Raw genomic sequence first — 16,852 nt, 5'->3', positions numbered from 1 at the left:
GAGCCGCTTGCGGGGTGACGGGGCGGCCCGCGGTGCGCGGGCCGCCCTCGCCCGTTCCTAGGCCCGGGCCCACCGCTGGTTGGCGCCGGTGTGGCAGTTCCACACGATCACCGCGGAGCCGTTGGCGGTCGCGGCGGCGTTGACGTCGAGGCACAGCCCGTTCTGCACGTTACTGATCGTGCCGTTGGTGTTGAGGTTCCACTGCTGGTTCGTGCCGCCGGTGCAGTCCCAGATCCGCACCCGGCTGCCCGCGGCGGCGTTGCTCGGCATGTCGAGGCACTTGCCCAGCACCTGCAGGGCCTTCCCGTTCACCGCGAACTGCTGGTTGGCGCCGCCGTTGCAGTCCCAGATGATCATCTGCGTGCCGTTGGCCGAGTTCGCGCCGTTGACGTCCAGGCACCGGCTGCTCGCCTCGCCGCGCAGCCGGAACGTGGTCGGGTCCGGGCCGGGGCCGGGGCCCTGCTCACCGGTGAAGAACTTCCACACCTCGCCCTTGACCCAGCTCCTGGCGCCGGACTCGCAGCCCGCGCACCCGTCCACCGGTCCCTGCTGGTGGCCACCGTCGAACGGGGCCCAGACGACCGGGTACCCGGTCCGGCACCCCGAGTAGGCGGTGGTGATGTGCGTGTTGCTGCCCCGGGCCGGCTCCGGCGGGTTCTGCACCGTGCAGCCGTTGTTGCGGACCCACCGGTCGCGCTGGCCGCGTCCGCTGCCGATGTTGTCCGAGATGCCGTGGATGCCCATGTAGGCGACGGGTGCGGTGCCGCCCGCGCAGCCGCTGATCTCACCGGGGGAGGCGATGGCGGCGATGGCGCGGAACACCGTCGGCCGGGAGCACGCGAGCGAGATGCTCATCGCGCCGCCGTAGCTGAAGCCGAGCGAGAAGCGCTGCGTCGTGTCGACGCAGAGGTCGTCCTCGATCCGCTTGATCATGTTGTCGACGAAGGTGACGTCCTCGCCGCCGGAGTTGCCCCAGCCGTTGTTGAGGCCCTGGGGCGCGACGAAGATCGCGGTGTTGTTCGACAGCTGCTTCAGCCCGTAGTGGGCGTAGACGGCCCCGTCGCTCCCGCCCCCGGCGACCTGGTCCATGGTGCCGCCCAGCCAGTGGAACCCGAAGACCAGCCGGTGCTGGTAGGTGTTGTTGTAGTTGTCGGGGATGCTCAGGATGAAGCTGCGGGTCTTGCCGCCGCTCTGGATCGTGTGCGTGCCGCTGCGCAGGGTCGGCGCCTTGCCGCAGCCCGGGGTCGCGGCGGCGGTGGTGACGGTGTCCGACGCGGCGGGCGCCGCGGGTGCGGGCTCGGCGCCGGCGATGTCGGCGCCGGTCAGCAGCAGTGCCGCGGCGGCGCCGATCACCGTCCAACGCCGGTGGGGGCGGTTGTCCTTTGACACGGGTGTGCTTCCGTTCTGTGTGGTGTGGCTTGCTGATGAGCTCGGGTCGGCGGTCATCCGCTGCCCTCCGGCGCCGTGTCGGCCGGGATCGTGCCGGAGTCCGGCCCGGACGGCAGGTACACGTGCACGTGGCCCTTGCCGGCGTCGATGCTGATCACGTCCAGCTGGAGCGCGGCCACCGACCAGGTGCGCAGCGCCAGCGTGCGCTGCGCGCCGGCCAGGGCCAGCAGGTCGCCCGCGAGCGGTTCGGGGGCGGTGACCGCGGCGGCGAACCCGTCGACCGCGGCGGCGAGCTGTTCGACGGCGGTGCGCATCCCGGTGCGGGCGACGTTCACGCCGTTGCCCGCGGACGGTGTCTCGGCGTACCGCCGCACCTCCGCGGACACCACGTCGCGCCAGCCGCGCACCTCGTCGATCGCGGGCGCGGTGGGCGAGCCCGTGCCCGGCGGGGGAGCCGCCTTCGCCATCGCCTGCAACACCGGCGTCAGGCGTTCCCGGCCACCCTTGGCGAGCTCGATCAACGTGCCGACGTGCTCGACGTCGCGCTGCGCCTCGGCCTGCTGCAACTCGGCGATCCGGCGCTGGGTCGCGTCCGGCCCCGACGTCCACGAGCCCGACACGAACGCGACGGCGAACCCGAGCGCGAACGCGGTGACCAGGGCGGTCACCGGACCCCACGACGAGCGTGGTGATCGCGGCCCGGCTGCCTGGCGCAGCGACTTGCCCCGCCGCACCGGCGTGGTCCTGCCCATGACCTTCCTCCTTGCCGTGCGAAGGAACCCGGCGGTGCCGGCCCGCGGCCCCGGCGCGTGCCGGAGCCGCGGACCGCCCGCTCAGGGCAGCGTCCAGCGCTGGTTGGCGCCGCCGTTGCAGGTCCAGATGATCAGCTGCGTCCCGTCGGCGGAGCTGCCGCCGTTGGCGTCCAGGCACTTCGTGCCGTTGCGGAGCGAGCCGTCGGACTGGGCCGACCAGTTCTGCGAGCCCGAGCCGTTGCAGCTCCACAGCTGCACCAGCGCGCCGTCGGCGGTGCTGCCGCCGTTGACGGTCAGGCACTTGCCCAGGGCCCGGAGCGTCTGCCCGGTGCGCGTCCACGTCTGGTTCGCGCCGTCGTTGCAGGTCCACAGCTGGACCTTGGCCCCGTCGGCGGTGCTGCTGCCGTTGACGTCGACGCACTTGCCGCCGATGCCGACGATGCGGCCCGTCCCGCCGCCGGTGCCCGGCGTGCCGACCCCGTTGCCGGTGAACGTCATCGAGTCGACGTCGAAGGAGCTCGTGCCGGTCCGGAACACCATGAACAGCTCCGTCGTGCCACCGGGGTTGGTCACGTTCACCGCGGGCGTGCTCACGTAGTTGTCCCAGCCGCCGGTGCTCGGGACGGGGACCGTGGCGATCAGCGCGCCCGTCGGCGAACCGGCCCGGAACTCGATCGAGCCGCCGCCGCTGGGCGACGACAGCCGCACGGACACCTGGCTGATCCCGGTGAAGTTGTACGGCTTGAACGAGACCCAGTCGTTGGTGCCGATGTCGCCGACCCGACCGCCGGACTCGGCGCCGGACTGCGACACCACCCGCACGCCGGAGGAGCCGGTGAAGTACTCGACCTGCTTGCGCTTGGGCTGCAGCAGGACCTTCCGGTTGCCTTCCAGGGCGGGCACGCCGGACGTGCCGTTGTCGGTGTACCGGCTCGCCGCCACCCAGAACGAGTTCAGGCTGGCGTGCGCGCTGTCGGTCTCGGCCGTGAACGTGCCGGTGCAGCCGGGGATCGGCGCGAGGTCGTGCCCGTGCTGGTCGTGGCCCAACGCCGGGGTGGTGGTCACCTTCGAGCAGTCGATGGAGGCGTCCTCGGGGTCGGTGACCGTGACCGTGTACGGGATCGAGTCGCCCCAGCCGAACATGCCGCCGTCGGGGACGCTCAGGTTGACCGTCGGCGCGGTGTTGCCCGAGGTCACGACCACGCTGGTGACGCCGGACTTCCCGCCCACGTCGGTGACGGTGAGCTTGGCGTTGAACTGCCCCCTGGCCGAGTAGGTGTGCGTGGGGTTGGCCTCGGTGGACGTGCTCCCGTCGCCGAACTCCCACCGGTAGGTCACCGGACCGCCTTCCGGGTCACCGGAGCCCGCGCTGGAGAACCGCACCGTCAGGGGTGAGGAACCCGAGGTGGGCGTCCCGGTGGCGGTCGCGACCGGACTGCGGTCGCCGCTCTTGTAGTCGATGCGGTAGAGCCCGGAGTCGGGGTTGTCCCGACCGTAGCCGGAGCCCCATTCGAGCAGGTACATCGCTCCGTCCGGGCCGAACTTCATGTCCAGCGGCGACTTGAAGCTCAGGTTCGACAGGAAGTCGTTGATCTTCAACAGCTTCCCGTCCTGGCCCACCCGGAACTCCCACATCCGGTTGCGCGACCACTCGCCGAAGAACGGGATCTGGTCGAAGTAGGCCGGGAACTTGGTGGGGGAGGGGTTGTTCGCGTCGTACCGGTAGATCGGGAACGCGCCGGGCGCCTCGCCGCCGGAAGGGCTGCCCATCTCCGGGAACTTGTTGCCGTTCGCGCCGTTGCCGTACCAGACCTCGGCCTTGCGCGCGGCCGGGAGCGTGGTCAGGCCGGTGTTGTTGGGCGAGTTGTTCACCGGCTGGTCGCAGTTGAACTTGGCGCCCGACTGGCCCGTGGCGAAGTTGTAGTCGTTGAACGGGATGTTGTCGCCGATGCAGTACGGCCAGCCGTAGAAGCCGGGCGAGGTGATGACGTTCCACTCCACGGTCCCGCCGGGTCCGCGGTTGGGGTTGTCGTTGGCCGCGTCGGGGCCGTAGTCGGCCGCGTAGATCGTGCCCGACGTCGGGTGCACCGAGAACCGGAACGGGTTGCGGAAGCCCATCGCGTAGATCTCGGGCCTCGTCCTGGCCGTGCCCGGCGCGAACATGTTGCCGGACGGGATGGTGTAGGTCCCGTTGGTCTCCGGGTGGATGCGCAGGATCTTGCCCCGCAGGTCGTTGGTGTTCGCCGAGGTGGCCTGGACGTCGTTGTTCGCCCAGCCCGGCCGCTCGTCGATCGGCGCGTAGCCGTCCGAGCGGTGCGGCTGGACGTCGTCGCCGGTGCCGATGTAGAGGTTGCCGTTCGGGCCGAACGCGATGTAGCCGCCGGTGTGGCCCGGCTCCGGCGCCTGCCGCGACGACGGCACCTTCATCAGGATCCGCTCGCTGCCCAGGTCCAGCGAGTCGCCGTTCACGGTGAACCGGGAGACGCGCGCGATGTCCTCGCCACCGCCCGCCGGCGAGTACATCAGGTAGATCCACTTGGTGGTGGCGAAGTCCGGGTCGAGCGCGAGCCCGGTCAGACCGTCCTCGCCGCCTGTGTAGACGCTCAGGGACGCCGCCGTGACGGTGGTGCGGGTGTCCGGCTTGTGGATCTTCACCTTGCCGCCGTACTCCGCGTAGAAGACGCGGCCGTCCTTGGCGACGTCGAGCGCCGCCGGTCCGACCGTGTTGTCGTCCAGCGTCACCTTCTCGAAGCTGCTCCACACGGTGGGGCCGCAGTCGGCCTGCACCTTGCCGCCCGCCGACTCCACGCCGCCCTTGACGTGCTCGCGGAACAGCGGCTCGGAGTAGCTGGACGCCTGGTGGCCCATGGCGGTGGCCCACAGCCGGCCGCCCTCGTAGTTGCGGCACCACGAGATCGGGTGGTCGTAACCCATCCGGCTGGAGCCGGGGTCGTACGTCGTCTCGTCGGCGGTCACCAGCACGTGCGCGCTGCCGCGCGCGGAGCGGGTGAAGTTGTACCACTCCTCGGTGCGCGTCCACCGGTCCGGCAGCGCCGCGCCGGACGGGTGCTTGCGGTCGGCGACCTTGGCGGTGCCGGACACGGTCGCCGAGTGCGCGGTCATGGTCATGCCGAGCATCTGGTCCCACCACGGGAACTGCTGCTCGATGTTCATGTCCGTCGCGTTGTGGATCGCGGCGAAGCCGCCGCCGGCGCGCATGTACTTCTGCGCCGCGGCGCGCTGCGCGTCGTTGTCCCACACCATGCCGGAGGTCTGGAGCATGACGACCACGTCGAACGTGGCGAGGGAGGCGTCGTTGAAGATCGACGAGTCCTCGCTCTTGGTCAGCTCCCACTCGTTCTGGGCGGCCAGCTGCTCGAACATCGTGATCCCGGCGGGGATCGAGTCGTGGCGGTAGGCGCCGGCGGCGGTCTTGCTGAACAGCAGGACGTGGAACCCTTCGGGGTGCGCGGGCGCCGGCGCGGTCGCCAGCCCCAACATCACCACCACGCAACCTGCTATCGACAGCAGGCGCGCGAATCTGTGTCGCATGGCCACTCCTCTGGGGCACTCGAAGGCGACTGACGGGATTACGCGGCGGCGGAGTGCGGGCGGGAACGACGGCGTCCGGCGGCGGTCACCGGGACCGGCGTGCTACGTGCGCGTGCGGCGGCGGCCGGTGCACGAGGGTCGAGCCGGCGCGGTGCACGGCACCGCGCCGGCTCGGATTCGGATTCCAGTCCGCTTGGAACACCACGGGCTGTCGACCGCGGTGGGCTCAGGGCGCTTCAGGGGGTGGGGCGGACTCGTCCGCGCTCATCGGCGGCGATGATCGAGCCCATCGACGAGCAGACATGATCGCTCCCTCGGTGCGTCGTTGCCCGGGTGCTGAATGTCATACATGTACGCGCGTAGGTTCGCCGCGATTTGTAGCACACATTTGCCGAACGAGTCCAGATCCGAGCGCACGCCCGGCACACCCCATCGTCGTGGACGAGGGGTGTCGAGCGGTACCGGTGGTCAGCCGAAGAGTCGGCGCTGGATCTCGCGGCGGTAGTCCTGCAGGGTGTTGTCGATGTGGACGCCGGCGGCCGCCGCGGCGGCTTCGGGGTCGCCGTCGCGGATCGCCTGGTAGATCGCGACGTGCTCGTCGACGGCCTCGGCCGCGTGCCCGCCGACCGAGCCGTGCAGCCCGATGGTGCTGGACTGGCGTTGCAGGCGGCGGGCCTCGCGCACGGCGGCGGCGAGGAACTGGTTGTGGGACGCCGCGGCGACCGCGAGGTGGAAGTCCTCGTCACCGCGTTCGAACAGCGCGGCCTGGTCGGTCAGGTGGCCTTCGCGGCAGGTCTCCGCGGCGGCGGCGATGGCGCGCAGCTCGGCCGGGGTGGCGTGGGTCGCGGCCAGTCGGCTGGCCGCGGTCTCCTGCACCCGGCGGAACTCGAAGAGCATGTAGACGTGGTCGAGGTTGGTGGGCAGGAAGAAGCCGCCCCACCGCGAGGAGCCGAGCATGCCCTCGTCGTCGGCCACGTAGAGCCCGCGCCCCTTGTGCGCCCGCACCCGTCCGATCGCGGAGAGGATCTTGACGGCTTCCCGGACCACGGTCCGGCTGGTGCCCATCCGCGCGGCCAGCTCGTTCTCGGTCGGCATCCGGTCGCCGGGCCGCAGCTCCAGCTCGGCGATCAGCTGGAGGATCTGCTCGGCGACGAGCTCGTAGCCCGGCCGGTACGGACCGGGCGCCGGGGTGGTGTCCGGTTGCCCGGTCGGGCCGTCCGGCACAAGTGCGCCATCCGTCAACGCCGCTCCTTAGTGACGGGGTCGCCAGAAGGGTATGACCGGCTCACCCGCTGTCCGCCCAGCCCACCTCCGGGTAGGGCGGCCACCGTCGAGCGCGCGTCGCGGTGCCTGGCTCGTGCACGTCAGGTGCGGATCGTACTCGGTGCTAACGATATGCGGGCACCGGGGCAAAAATAAGCATGCTTATTTGGCCCCGGTGGCGGCTGTCGGGGGTCGTGGACGTCGAGGACCGCCGACGGGTCGAGCCTGGCTCAGCCGTGCCAGGCGCAGCTTCACAGCCGTTCGGGCGGCAACCGGTAGACGCGGGTGGCCGTGCCGCCGAACACCTCGTCGCGCTCGGCGGAGCTGAGACCGGCGGTCAGGCCCTCGGCCGCCGCGACGACCTCCTCGTACGAGCCCGCGAGCAGGCAGACCGGCCAGTCGGAGCCGAACATCACCCGCGACGGACCGAACGCGTCCAGCACGACGTCGGCGTACGGACGCAGGTCCGCCACGGTCCACCCGACCGGGTCGGCCTCGGTGACCATGCCCGACAACTTGCAGGTGACGTTCGGCTCGGCGGCGAGCCCGCGGAGGAGGGACGCCCACGGTTCGAGGTCGCCGGCGGCGATCGGGGGCTTCGACAGGTGGTCCAGCACGAACGTCGCCCCGGGCAGCGCGCGCACGGTCTCGATCGCCGCCGGCAACTGGTGCACGAGGGTGAGCAGGTCGTAGGCCAGCCCCGCCTCCGCGACCGCGCGCAGCCCGCGCCGGACGTCGGGCCGGGTCAGCCACCGCGGGTCCGGCTCACCCTGCACCAGGTGCCGCACCCCGACGAGCAGGTCGCCGCCCGGACCGGCGCGCAGCGCGGCGAGCACGTCACCGATGCCGGGATCGGTGAGGTCGACCCACCCGACGACGCCCGCCACCAGACCTTTGCCCTCGTCGGCGGACAGGGACAGGAACTCGGCCGTCTCCTCGACCTCCGGGAGGACCTGGACCAGCACCGTCCGGTCGATCTCCGCCACCGCCGCGACCGACGACAGGTCGTCGAGGGTGAAGTCGCGGCGGATCGGGGCGAGGTCCGCTCCGTCGAGCCAGTCGTGGGCACGAGGGCTCGGCCCGGTCGAGGTCGGCGTGCCCGCCGGGAGCCGCCAGACGTGGTGGTGCGCGTCTATCCGGATCATGTCGTCTCCACCTCGGTCGGCCGCCGCACGAGCGCGGCGAAGGCTAGCAACACATCCCACCTCATCGGACGCGGGCGTTGCCGGGCGGTCAGGCCCGCTGGAGCAGGAAGCGCTGGTTGTCACCCCCGCCGGGGGTCCACTGGGAGATGCGCGCGCCGTCGGCGGTCGACGCGCTCCACACGTCCATGGCCAGGTTGCTGAGCCGGTTGACCAGGCTGACGACACCGCCGCCCTGGTCGACCACGCGCCACTGCTGGCTCGTGGCGTTGGTGTCTTGTCGCTGGGTGATGTCGGCGCCGGTGCTCGAACTCGCGACCTGGAGCACCAGGCCGCTGTGCCGGGCCCGGACGCGGTAGTAACCGCCGCCCGAGTCGACGAAGTCGAACTGCTGGTTCAGCCCGCCGGTCGCCGACCACTGCTGCAGCAGGGCCCCGGCGGCGGTGGACACGCCGCTGATGTCGGCGAACTTGCCGCTGTGCCGCGCGACGAGCCGGTAGTACACCCCCGGCTGCACGATCGGCCCGCTGCCGCCGCCCTGCCCGGTCACCCGGTACGTGTGCCCGGCCTGACCCGGGAACTCGACGACGTCCGCCTCGGGCTTGGTCGGCTGCACGACCGCGCCGCTCGTCGTGTCGGTCAGCTCGAACGTGCCGGTGAACACCCGGTTGCGGATCCGGACCGCGCCGTCGCGGTCCGGCGTGACGGAGAGGGTGATCGCGGTGCTGCTCCAGGTCGCGCCGACCGTGTACCCGCCGCGCCCGCGCAGACCCGTCACGCTGCCCGTCGGCCACGCCGGCGGCAGCGCGGGCAGCACGTGCAGCTCGCGGTTGTGGCTGTGCAGCAGCATCTCGGCGATGCCGGAGGTCGCGCCGAAGTTGCCGTCGATCTGGAACGGCGGGTGCAGGTCGAACATGTTGGGCGCGAGCCTCGCCGGCGTCACCAGGTAGCGGATCAGGTCGTGCGCCCGGCCGCCCTCCTCCATCCGCGCCCAGTAGTTGATCTTCCAAGCCAGCGACCACCCGGTGCCGTCGTCGCCGCGCAGCTGGAGGGTCCGGCGGGCGGCCTCGAACAGCTGGGGCGTGCCGCGCTTGGTGATCTGGTTGCTCGGGTGCAGGCCGTACAGGTGCGAGACGTGCCGGTGGTTCGTCTCGGGCTCCACCCAGTCGTAGAGCCACTCCATGATGTTGCCGCGCGAGCCGACCCGCATCGGGGCGAGCCGTTGCGCCGTCGCGCGGACCCGGGTGCGGAAGTCGGCGTCCACGCCGAGCACCTCCGAGGCGCGGGCGCAGCCCTCGAACAGATCGCGCAGGATCTGCATGTCCATCGTGGGACCCGCGGCCACGCTGGCGTTCGCGTGGTGCGGCAGTTCCGGCGAGTTCGACGGGTTGGTGACCAGCCACTTCAGCGTCGGTTCCTCCACGAGGGTGTCGAGGAAGAACTGGGCGGAGCCCTTCATCGCGGGGTAGTAGGACCGCAGGAACTCGACGTCGCCGGTGAACAGGTAGTGGTCCCAGATCATGGTGGACAGCCACGCGCCGCCGGTCTGCCACATGCCCCACAGCGCGCCGTCCACCACCGAGGACCCCCGCCACCCGTCGGTGTTGTGGTGGGTGACCCAGCCGCCGGCGTTGTACTGCGCACGCGCGGTGCGGGCGCCGGTCACGGTGAGGTCGTTGATCATCCGGAACACCGGCTCGTAGCACTCGGCGAGGTTGGTCGTGTCCGTCGGCCAGTAGTTCATCGGCAGGTTGGCGTTGATGGTGTACTTCGAGTCCCACGAGGGGGTCAGCTGGTCGTTCCAGATGCCCTGCAGGTTCGCGGGCTGGCTGCCCGGCCGCGACGACGCGATCAGCAGGTACCGGCCGTACTGGAAGAGCAGCGCGGAGAACTGCGGGTCGACCGCGGTGTTGTGCTGGGAGATCCGGACGTCGGTCGGCTGGTCCGCCGCCGCGGTGCGACCGACGTCGAGGGTGACGCGCCCGAACAGCCGCTGGTAGTCGGCCACGTGCCGGCTGCGCAGGACGTCGTACGCCGTGCCCTGCGCGCCGCTGAGGCGGCCCCGCGCGATGCCCTGGTAGTCGCCCGCCACGTTGCGGTAGTCGACGTAGCTGGTGCCGATCGAGATCAACAACGTGACGCTGTTGGCGTTGGTCACCCGCAGCGTGCCGCCGGAGCTGCTGGTGCTGCCACCCTCCGCGACGGCCTTGGCCAGCGCGAGGAACCGGACCGAGCCCGCGATGCCCCGCTGGTCGCCGGACCGGCCGTCCAACCCGATCGTCGTGCCGTCCGGGCTCGACGTGGTCGCCCGTTGCGGCGTGCTGAACGTGGCGGTGAACGAGATCGACCCGGGCGTCTCGGCGGTCAGGCGCATCGCGATCACCTGGTCCGGCGCGCTGGCGATCACCTCGCGGCGGTACCGCACGTTGTTCGCCACGTAGGTCACCACGGTCGTGGCCGTGGTCAGGTCGAGCCACCGCTGGTAGCCGGACACCGTGCCGGGGCTGGGGAAGGTGAGCCTGAGGTCGCCCACGGGCTGGTAGGCGAGCTGGCCGGCCGGGTTGCCCAGCATGGCCTGGTCGATGAGGCTCTGCGCCTGCGACCACTGGTTCGCGAACACCAGGCGTCTGATCTCCGGCAGCGCGGCCGCACCCCGCGTGTTGGTGTAGTCGTGCGGACCGCCGGCCCACACCGTGTCCTCGTTGAGCTGCAACCGCTCGGTGTCGGCGTTGCCGAAGACCATCGCGCCGAGGCGGCCGTTGCCGATCGGCAACGCGCGGAGCCACTCCGTGCCGGCCTGCCGGTCGTACCACAAGGCCAGGTCGTCGACCGCGCGCACTTCCGGCGGCGCGGCCGAGTCGGCACGGGCCACCGCGGTCCAGCCGCCCGGCACCAGCGCGGCCCCGGCGCCCGCCGCGCCGAGCTGCATGAGTCGCCTACGTGGCAAGTCCGACATGCTGGATCCTCCAAAGCGGACGGTGGTGGACCGGGCGCGGGCCACGACTGTCCTCAGTGGCCGGTGGGCCGCCGGATCGCGGCGCAACGCCCGCGGCTCGGCCGGAGCCCTCCGGGCAACGTAGCCATCGGCGAACGGTGCCGTCAATGCTTGACGGGCGATTGATGTTAGCGATAACACGTGTTTCTTGCCGAGGCACCCGATCAATTGCGCATTCGCCTGGCAGTTCTGACGAAGCCGTTGCGGCTAACGGGTTAGCGCTAACAATTTTAGCAAGTCGAACGTTGACGCCCCGAGTCGTGGGTGGCTACGGTGCGGGAAGGCTCCGGAAGGTCCGCCGGCACGAGGTGGGCAACCCGGCCGCACCCGTCGACGATGACGAGGGGGCTCTTCGATGCGACGAACACATCGGGCTGGACCGGGCGCCGTGTTCCGGCCGGCGCGTCCGCCCGACCCCGGTCGCCGGGCGCCGTCTATTGAGGACAGTGCGGCGCACGTCGCCCGGACTCCCGGCGGGCGACCGGCGAAGTCGTTGCTTTAGCCGATCATTAGCACTTAGCCTCCGCTCCGGTCCGAATCGGTTCGAATCGCGCACCGACCGATTCGTGCGGAGTACCCGTGGTTCACCGGCGAACCGTCCCGGCCGTGCCCGCCTTCGCGGTCGCGTGCGGAGTCGGTCCGCCGCGCCACCCGCCGCCGGCACCGGCCCGTCGACGGGGTGATCGCGGAAAAGTCGCCCGAATTCTTCCCGACTTCGACTGGGAACGCTCCCGGACACCTCCGGGCGCCGCCGGCCGGGTCGAAGCCCCGTCAGCTGAGATCAAAGGGTGTGAGCCTGCCATGAGACATCGGGTCAGGGCGGCGTTGTCCGCCGCTCTCCTCGTGGCCGCCGGTGTGGTGGCGACGGTGATCGGCTCCTCGTCACCGGCGTCCGCGCACGCGGTCAACCCCGCCGACTTCCAGCAGGTCGAGCTGGCCCGCGGGGTCGGCGAAGTGGGCGAGCCGATGACGCTCGCCGTCCTGCCGGACCGCTCGGTGCTGCACACCGCCCGCAACGGGACGGTGCGCCGCACCACGGCCGCGGGCGTCACCAGCGTGATCGGCACGGTGCCGGTCTACACGCACGACGAGGAAGGCATGCAGGGCATCGGGGTGGACCCCGGCTTCGCCACCAACCGGTTCATCTACCTGTTCTACGCCCCGCCGCTGTCCACCCCGGGCGGTGACGCGCCGGCCACCGGTTCGGACTTCTCGGCGTGGAAGGGGGTCAACCGGCTGGCCCGGTTCACCCTGAACGCCGACTTCACCCTGAACATGGCCAGCCAGATCACCGTGCTGGAGGTCGCGACCGACCGCGGCAACTGCTGCCACGTCGGCGGCGACATCGACTTCGACGCGGCGGGCAACCTGTACCTGTCCACCGGGGACGACTCCAACCCGTTCGACTCCAGCGGCTACACCCCGATCGACGAGCGGACCAACCGCAACCCGGTCTACGACGCGCAGCGCAGCGCGGGCAACACCAACGACCTGCGCGGCAAGGTGCTGCGGATCAAGGTGAACGCCAACGGGTCGTACTCGATCCCGGCGGGCAACCTGTTCGCGCCCGGCACCGCCAACACCCGGCCCGAGATCTACGCGATGGGCCTGCGCAACCCGTTCCGCTTCAACGTGGACAAGGCGACCGGCGCGATCTACCTCGGCGAGTACGGGCCCGACGCGGGCACGAGCAGCAACACGCGCGGGCCCGCCGGCCTGGTGGAGTTCAACCGGATCACCTCGGCGGGCAACTACGGTTGGCCGTACTGCGTCGGCTCGAACACCACGGCCGAGGCGTACGTCGACTACAACTTCGCCACCGGGCAGTCCGGCAGCCGGTTCAACTGCGCCGCGCCGGCCAACAACTCGCCGCGCAACACCGGGTTGGGCACGCTGCCCGCCGCGCGCTCGGCGTGGATCAAGTACGACAACTGCTCCTTCTCCGCGTTCGGCTGCGGCTCGGAGTCGCCGATGGCCGCTCCGGTGTACCGGTACGACGCGGCCAACCCGTCGTCGATCAAGTTCCCGCCCGCGCTGGACGGGCACGTGTTCGCCACCGAGTTCGGCCGGCGCTGGATCAAGACCATCGACGTCAACGCCGACGGGTCGGCCGGGCAGGTCAGCGACTTCCCCTGGCGCGGCACGCAGGTCATGGACGCCACCTTCGGCCCGGACGGCGCGCTCTACGTGCTGGACTACGGCACCGGCTGGGGCAGCGGTGACGCCAGCTCGGCCCTCTACCGCATCGAGTACAACCCGGCCGGGAACAAGGCGCCGACCGCACGGGCCGGCGCGAACCCCGTCTCCGGCAGCGCGCCGCTGACGGTGAACTTCTCGTCGGCCGGCTCCTCGGACCCCGAGGGCGGCGCACTGACCTACGCGTGGAACTTCGGCGACGGCGCCACGTCCACGGCCGCCAACCCCACCCACACCTACACGTCCAACGGGCAGTACTCGGCGACGCTCACGGTGACCGACACCGGAGGCCGCTCCGGTAGCGCCGGCGTGTCGATCTCGGTCGGGAACACCGCGCCCGTGGTGAAGCTGGACTCGCCGGTCAACGGCACCCTGTTCAGCTTCGGCGACGCCGTGCCGTACACGATCACGGCGTCGGACGCGGAGGACGGCACGATCGACTGCACCAGGGTGAAGCTGAGCTACGTGCTCGGCCACGACAGCCACGGGCACCCGATCACCACGCAGACCGGCTGCTCGGGCACGTTGCAGATCCCGGTGGACGGTGAGCACGACACGGCGGCGAACCTGTTCGCGGTGCTCGACGCCGAGTACACCGACTCCGGCGCGAACGGACAGCCGCCGGTGACCACGCACACGCAGCACGTGCTGCAGCTGCGGCACCGCCAGGCGGAGCACTACTCGACCCAGTCCGGCACCGCCCTGTACGACAAGGCCGCCGCCGAGGGCGGGCGGACCGTCGGCGACATCCAGAACGGCGACTGGATCGCGTTCGAGCCGTACGCGCTCGGCACGACCACGAGGTTCACCGCGCGGGTGTCGTCCGCCGGCTCGGGCGGCACGCTGTCGGTGCGCAGCGGTTCGCCCACCGGGCCGGTGCTCGGCTCGGTGACCGTGCCGGTGACCGGCGGGTGGGAGACCTTCACGGACGTCTCCACCACCTTGGCCAACGTGCCGCCGGGGACCATCGCGCTGTACCTGACCTTCGCCGGCGGCTCGGGCACGCTCTTCGACGTGGACGCCTACACGTTCGGCACGTCCACGGGGAGCACGCGGACCGGGCCGATCGTCGGGGTCGCGAGCAAGTGCGTGGACGTCAACGGCGGCAGTTCGGCGGACGGCGCGAAGGTCCAGCTGTGGACGTGCAACGGTGGCGCGAACCAGCGCTGGACGGTGAGCGGGTCCACGTTGCGCGCGCTGGACAAGTGCATGGAGGCGGCCGGCACCGCCGACGGCAGCCTGGTGCGGCTGTGGACCTGCAACGGCGGTGGCGGCCAGAACTGGACCGCCGGCGCCAACGGGTCGCTGGTGAACGCGCAGTCGGGCAAGTGCCTGGACGCCAACGGCGCCAGCTCCGCGGACGGCACGCAGTTGATCATCTGGAGCTGCCACGGCGGCACCAACCAGCGATGGACCCTGCCCTGACGGACCCGCCCTGACGGACCCGCCCTGATGAACCCGCCCCGACGAACCCCGCCCGGATGAAACCGGCAAGGACCGCGCGGTGGCGTCGTCCCCACACCAGGGGCGACGCCACCGCGCCCTCCTCCCAGGAGGCCAAGAGATGAGAAACCCCTTCACCCGGCGCGTGATCGGGGTGGCCGCCGCCGCCCTGACCGTCGCCGCGCTCAACTCCAGTCCACCGGCCGCCGCGGCCGACGCGCCGTACGACGTCCTGGTGTTCTCCAAGACCGCGGGCTTCCGCCACGACTCGATCCCGGCCGGCATCCAGCTGATCCGGGACCTGGGCGCGGCCAACAGCTTCACGGTCACCGCCACCGAGGACTCGAACCACTTCACCTCCACCAACCTGGCCAAGTACGAGACGGTGGTGTTCCTCAACACCACGGGTGACGTGCTCAACGCGACGCAGCAGACCGCGTTCGAGTCCTACGTCCGCGGCGGTGGCGGGTACGTCGGCATCCACTCGGCGTCCGACACCGAGTACGACTGGCCGTTCTACGGCGAGCTGGTCGGCACGTACTTCACCTCGCACCCGGCCATCCAGCAGGCGACGGTCCGGGTGGAGAACCGGGCGCACCCGGCCACCGCGCACCTGAGCCCGGCGTGGACCCGGACCGACGAGTGGTACAACTTCCGCGGCAGCGTCCGGTCGACGGCCCGGGTCCTGGCGACCCTGGACGAGTCGACCTACAGCGGCGGCTCGATGGGCGCCGACCACCCCCACACCTGGTGCAAGACCGTCCAGGCGGGCCGCTCGTTCTACACCGGCAGCGGCCACACCCAGTCCAGCTACGCCGAGGCGGGTTTCCGCGCCATGGTCCTCGGCGGCCTGCGCTACACGGCCAACCGGGCCGACGCCGACTGCCGGCCGGAGAACGGCTACACCACCCTGTACAACGGCTCCACCACCGGCTGGACGCAGGTCGGCCCGGGCGGCTTCACCAACAGCGACAACACGCTGACCTCGTCCGGCGGCATGGGGATGCTCTGGTACAGCGCCAAGGAGTTCCGCTCCTACTCCCTCAAGCTGGACTGGCGGATGCCCGGGGACGACAACTCCGGCGTGGTGCTCGGGTTCCCGGCGGGCAGCAGCGCGGACTCGGCCCTCGCCAACGGCCACGAGGTGCAGATCGACGCCACCGACACCGCGGACAAGACGACCGGCGCGATCTACGGTTTCAAGGGCGCCGACCAGGCGGCCCGCGACGCCGCGCTCAACCCGCCCGGCGAGTGGAACACCTACGAGCTGCTGGTCGAAGGCGAGCGCTTGCAGGTGTTCCTCAACGGCGTGCTGATCAACGACTTCACCAACACCGACCCGGCCCGGTCCCTGGCGTCCGGGCACATCGGCATCCAGAACCACGGCACCGGGGACGACGTGTCGTTCCGCAACATCCGGATCAAGGAGCTGGGCACCGTCCCGGTTCCGCGCACCGGGCCGATCACCGGCGCCTCCGGCAAGTGCGTCGACGTCAGCGGTGGCAACACGGCTGACGGCACGAGGTTGCAGCTGTGGACGTGCAACGGCGGCGTGAACCAGCGCTGGACGGTCAACGGGTCCACCCTGCGCGCGCTGGACAAGTGCATGGAGGTGTCGGGGACGGCGAACGCCGCGGCGGTGCGGCTGTGGACCTGCAACGGCAGCGGTGGCCAGAACTGGACCGCCGGCGCCAACGGCTCGCTGGTCAACCCGCAGTCGGGCAAGTGCCTGGACGCCAACGGCGGCAGTTCCGCGGACGGCACGCAGTTGATCATCTGGAGCTGCCACGGCGGCACCAACCAACGGTGGACCCTGCCGTGAACCGAAGGAGTGTTCGATGAAAGCCAGCGTTGAGGCCCCCGACACCCCGCGGACACGACGCCGACGACCGGTGACGGCCACCGTGGCGGCGGTGCTCCTCGCGGCCGGCACGGTGACGGCGGTGACCGCAGTGCCCGCGTCGGCGGCCACGGTCGACCCGAGCGCGTGGTACGTGCTGGTGAACCGCAACAGCGGCAAGGTGCTGGACGTGTACGGCCTGGCGACCAACGACGGTGGTCGCATCGCGCAGTGGTCGCGCAACGACGGCGCGAACCAGCAGTGGCAGTTCCTGGACTCC

General features: G+C 71.1%; 9 protein-coding genes. 3 read left to right on the top strand and 6 right to left on the bottom strand.

Features of this window, described 5'->3' with window-relative positions; all coding sequences use genetic code 11:
* Positions 1-57: 57 nt before the first annotated feature.
* The 6 genes from ABTZ99_RS42610 to ABTZ99_RS42585 form a co-directional block, all read right to left on the bottom strand.
* Positions 58-1,389: a ricin-type beta-trefoil lectin domain protein gene (locus ABTZ99_RS42610; protein WP_498781988.1), complete on the bottom strand. Its 1,332-nt coding sequence runs from the start codon at positions 1,387-1,389 to the stop codon at positions 58-60.
* Between the two features lie 53 nt (positions 1,390-1,442).
* Positions 1,443-2,141 carry a hypothetical protein gene (locus ABTZ99_RS42605; RefSeq protein ID WP_498781986.1) on the bottom strand — a complete coding sequence of 233 codons (699 nt, stop codon included), beginning with the start codon at positions 2,139-2,141 and terminating at the stop codon, positions 1,443-1,445.
* 81 nt (positions 2,142-2,222) lie between these two features.
* On the bottom strand, positions 2,223-5,693 hold the full coding sequence (locus ABTZ99_RS42600) for a ThuA domain-containing protein (protein WP_499618771.1): 3,471 nt from the start codon (positions 5,691-5,693) through the stop codon (positions 2,223-2,225).
* Between the two features lie 468 nt (positions 5,694-6,161).
* On the bottom strand, positions 6,162-6,935 hold the full coding sequence (locus ABTZ99_RS42595) for a FadR/GntR family transcriptional regulator (protein ID WP_498781982.1): 774 nt from the start codon (positions 6,933-6,935) through the stop codon (positions 6,162-6,164).
* A 272-nt stretch (positions 6,936-7,207) separates the two neighbouring features.
* Positions 7,208-8,101, bottom strand: a complete 894-nt coding sequence (locus ABTZ99_RS42590; RefSeq protein WP_499618769.1) for an amidohydrolase family protein — start codon at positions 8,099-8,101, stop codon at positions 7,208-7,210.
* 88 nt (positions 8,102-8,189) lie between these two features.
* Positions 8,190-11,054 carry a glycosyl hydrolase family 95 catalytic domain-containing protein gene (locus tag ABTZ99_RS42585; RefSeq protein ID WP_498781978.1) on the bottom strand — a complete coding sequence of 955 codons (2,865 nt, stop codon included), beginning with the start codon at positions 11,052-11,054 and terminating at the stop codon, positions 8,190-8,192.
* An 840-nt stretch (positions 11,055-11,894) separates the two neighbouring features.
* On the opposite strand from ABTZ99_RS42585, the gene ABTZ99_RS42580 reads away from it, so the two are divergent.
* From ABTZ99_RS42580 to ABTZ99_RS42570, 3 genes are all read left to right on the top strand, one after another.
* Positions 11,895-14,714: a PQQ-dependent sugar dehydrogenase gene (locus ABTZ99_RS42580; protein ID WP_499618767.1), complete on the top strand. Its 2,820-nt coding sequence runs from the start codon at positions 11,895-11,897 to the stop codon at positions 14,712-14,714.
* 139 nt (positions 14,715-14,853) lie between these two features.
* Positions 14,854-16,554 carry a ThuA domain-containing protein gene (locus ABTZ99_RS42575; RefSeq protein ID WP_499618766.1) on the top strand — a complete coding sequence of 567 codons (1,701 nt, stop codon included), beginning with the start codon at positions 14,854-14,856 and terminating at the stop codon, positions 16,552-16,554.
* A gap of 16 nt (positions 16,555-16,570) precedes the next feature.
* Positions 16,571-16,852: RICIN domain-containing protein (locus ABTZ99_RS42570; protein ID WP_499618764.1), on the top strand; the 282-nt coding region annotated here is incomplete at its 3' end.

Origin of the sequence: Actinosynnema sp. NPDC002837 (genome assembly GCF_040295345.1) — a bacterium.
Classification (GTDB): Bacteria; Actinomycetota; Actinomycetes; order Mycobacteriales; family Pseudonocardiaceae; genus Actinosynnema.
The sequence above is the reverse complement of the archived record's forward strand: the minus strand, read 5'-3'. Positions and strand labels throughout refer to the sequence as shown.

What these genes read in the sequence shown, in the direction of transcription:
- ABTZ99_RS42605 (WP_498781986.1), bottom strand. Translation starts at nt 2,141, where the DNA reads ATGGGCAGGACCACGCCGGTGCGGCGGGGCAAGTCGCTGCGCCAGGCA.
- ABTZ99_RS42590 (WP_499618769.1), bottom strand. Translation starts at nt 8,101, where the DNA reads ATGATCCGGATAGACGCGCACCACCACGTCTGGCGGCTCCCGGCGGGC.
- ABTZ99_RS42600 (WP_499618771.1), bottom strand. Translation starts at nt 5,693, where the DNA reads ATGCGACACAGATTCGCGCGCCTGCTGTCGATAGCAGGTTGCGTGGTG.
- ABTZ99_RS42575 (WP_499618766.1), top strand. Translation starts at nt 14,854, where the DNA reads ATGAGAAACCCCTTCACCCGGCGCGTGATCGGGGTGGCCGCCGCCGCC.
- ABTZ99_RS42580 (WP_499618767.1), top strand. Translation starts at nt 11,895, where the DNA reads ATGAGACATCGGGTCAGGGCGGCGTTGTCCGCCGCTCTCCTCGTGGCC.
- ABTZ99_RS42585 (WP_498781978.1), bottom strand. Translation starts at nt 11,054, where the DNA reads ATGTCGGACTTGCCACGTAGGCGACTCATGCAGCTCGGCGCGGCGGGC.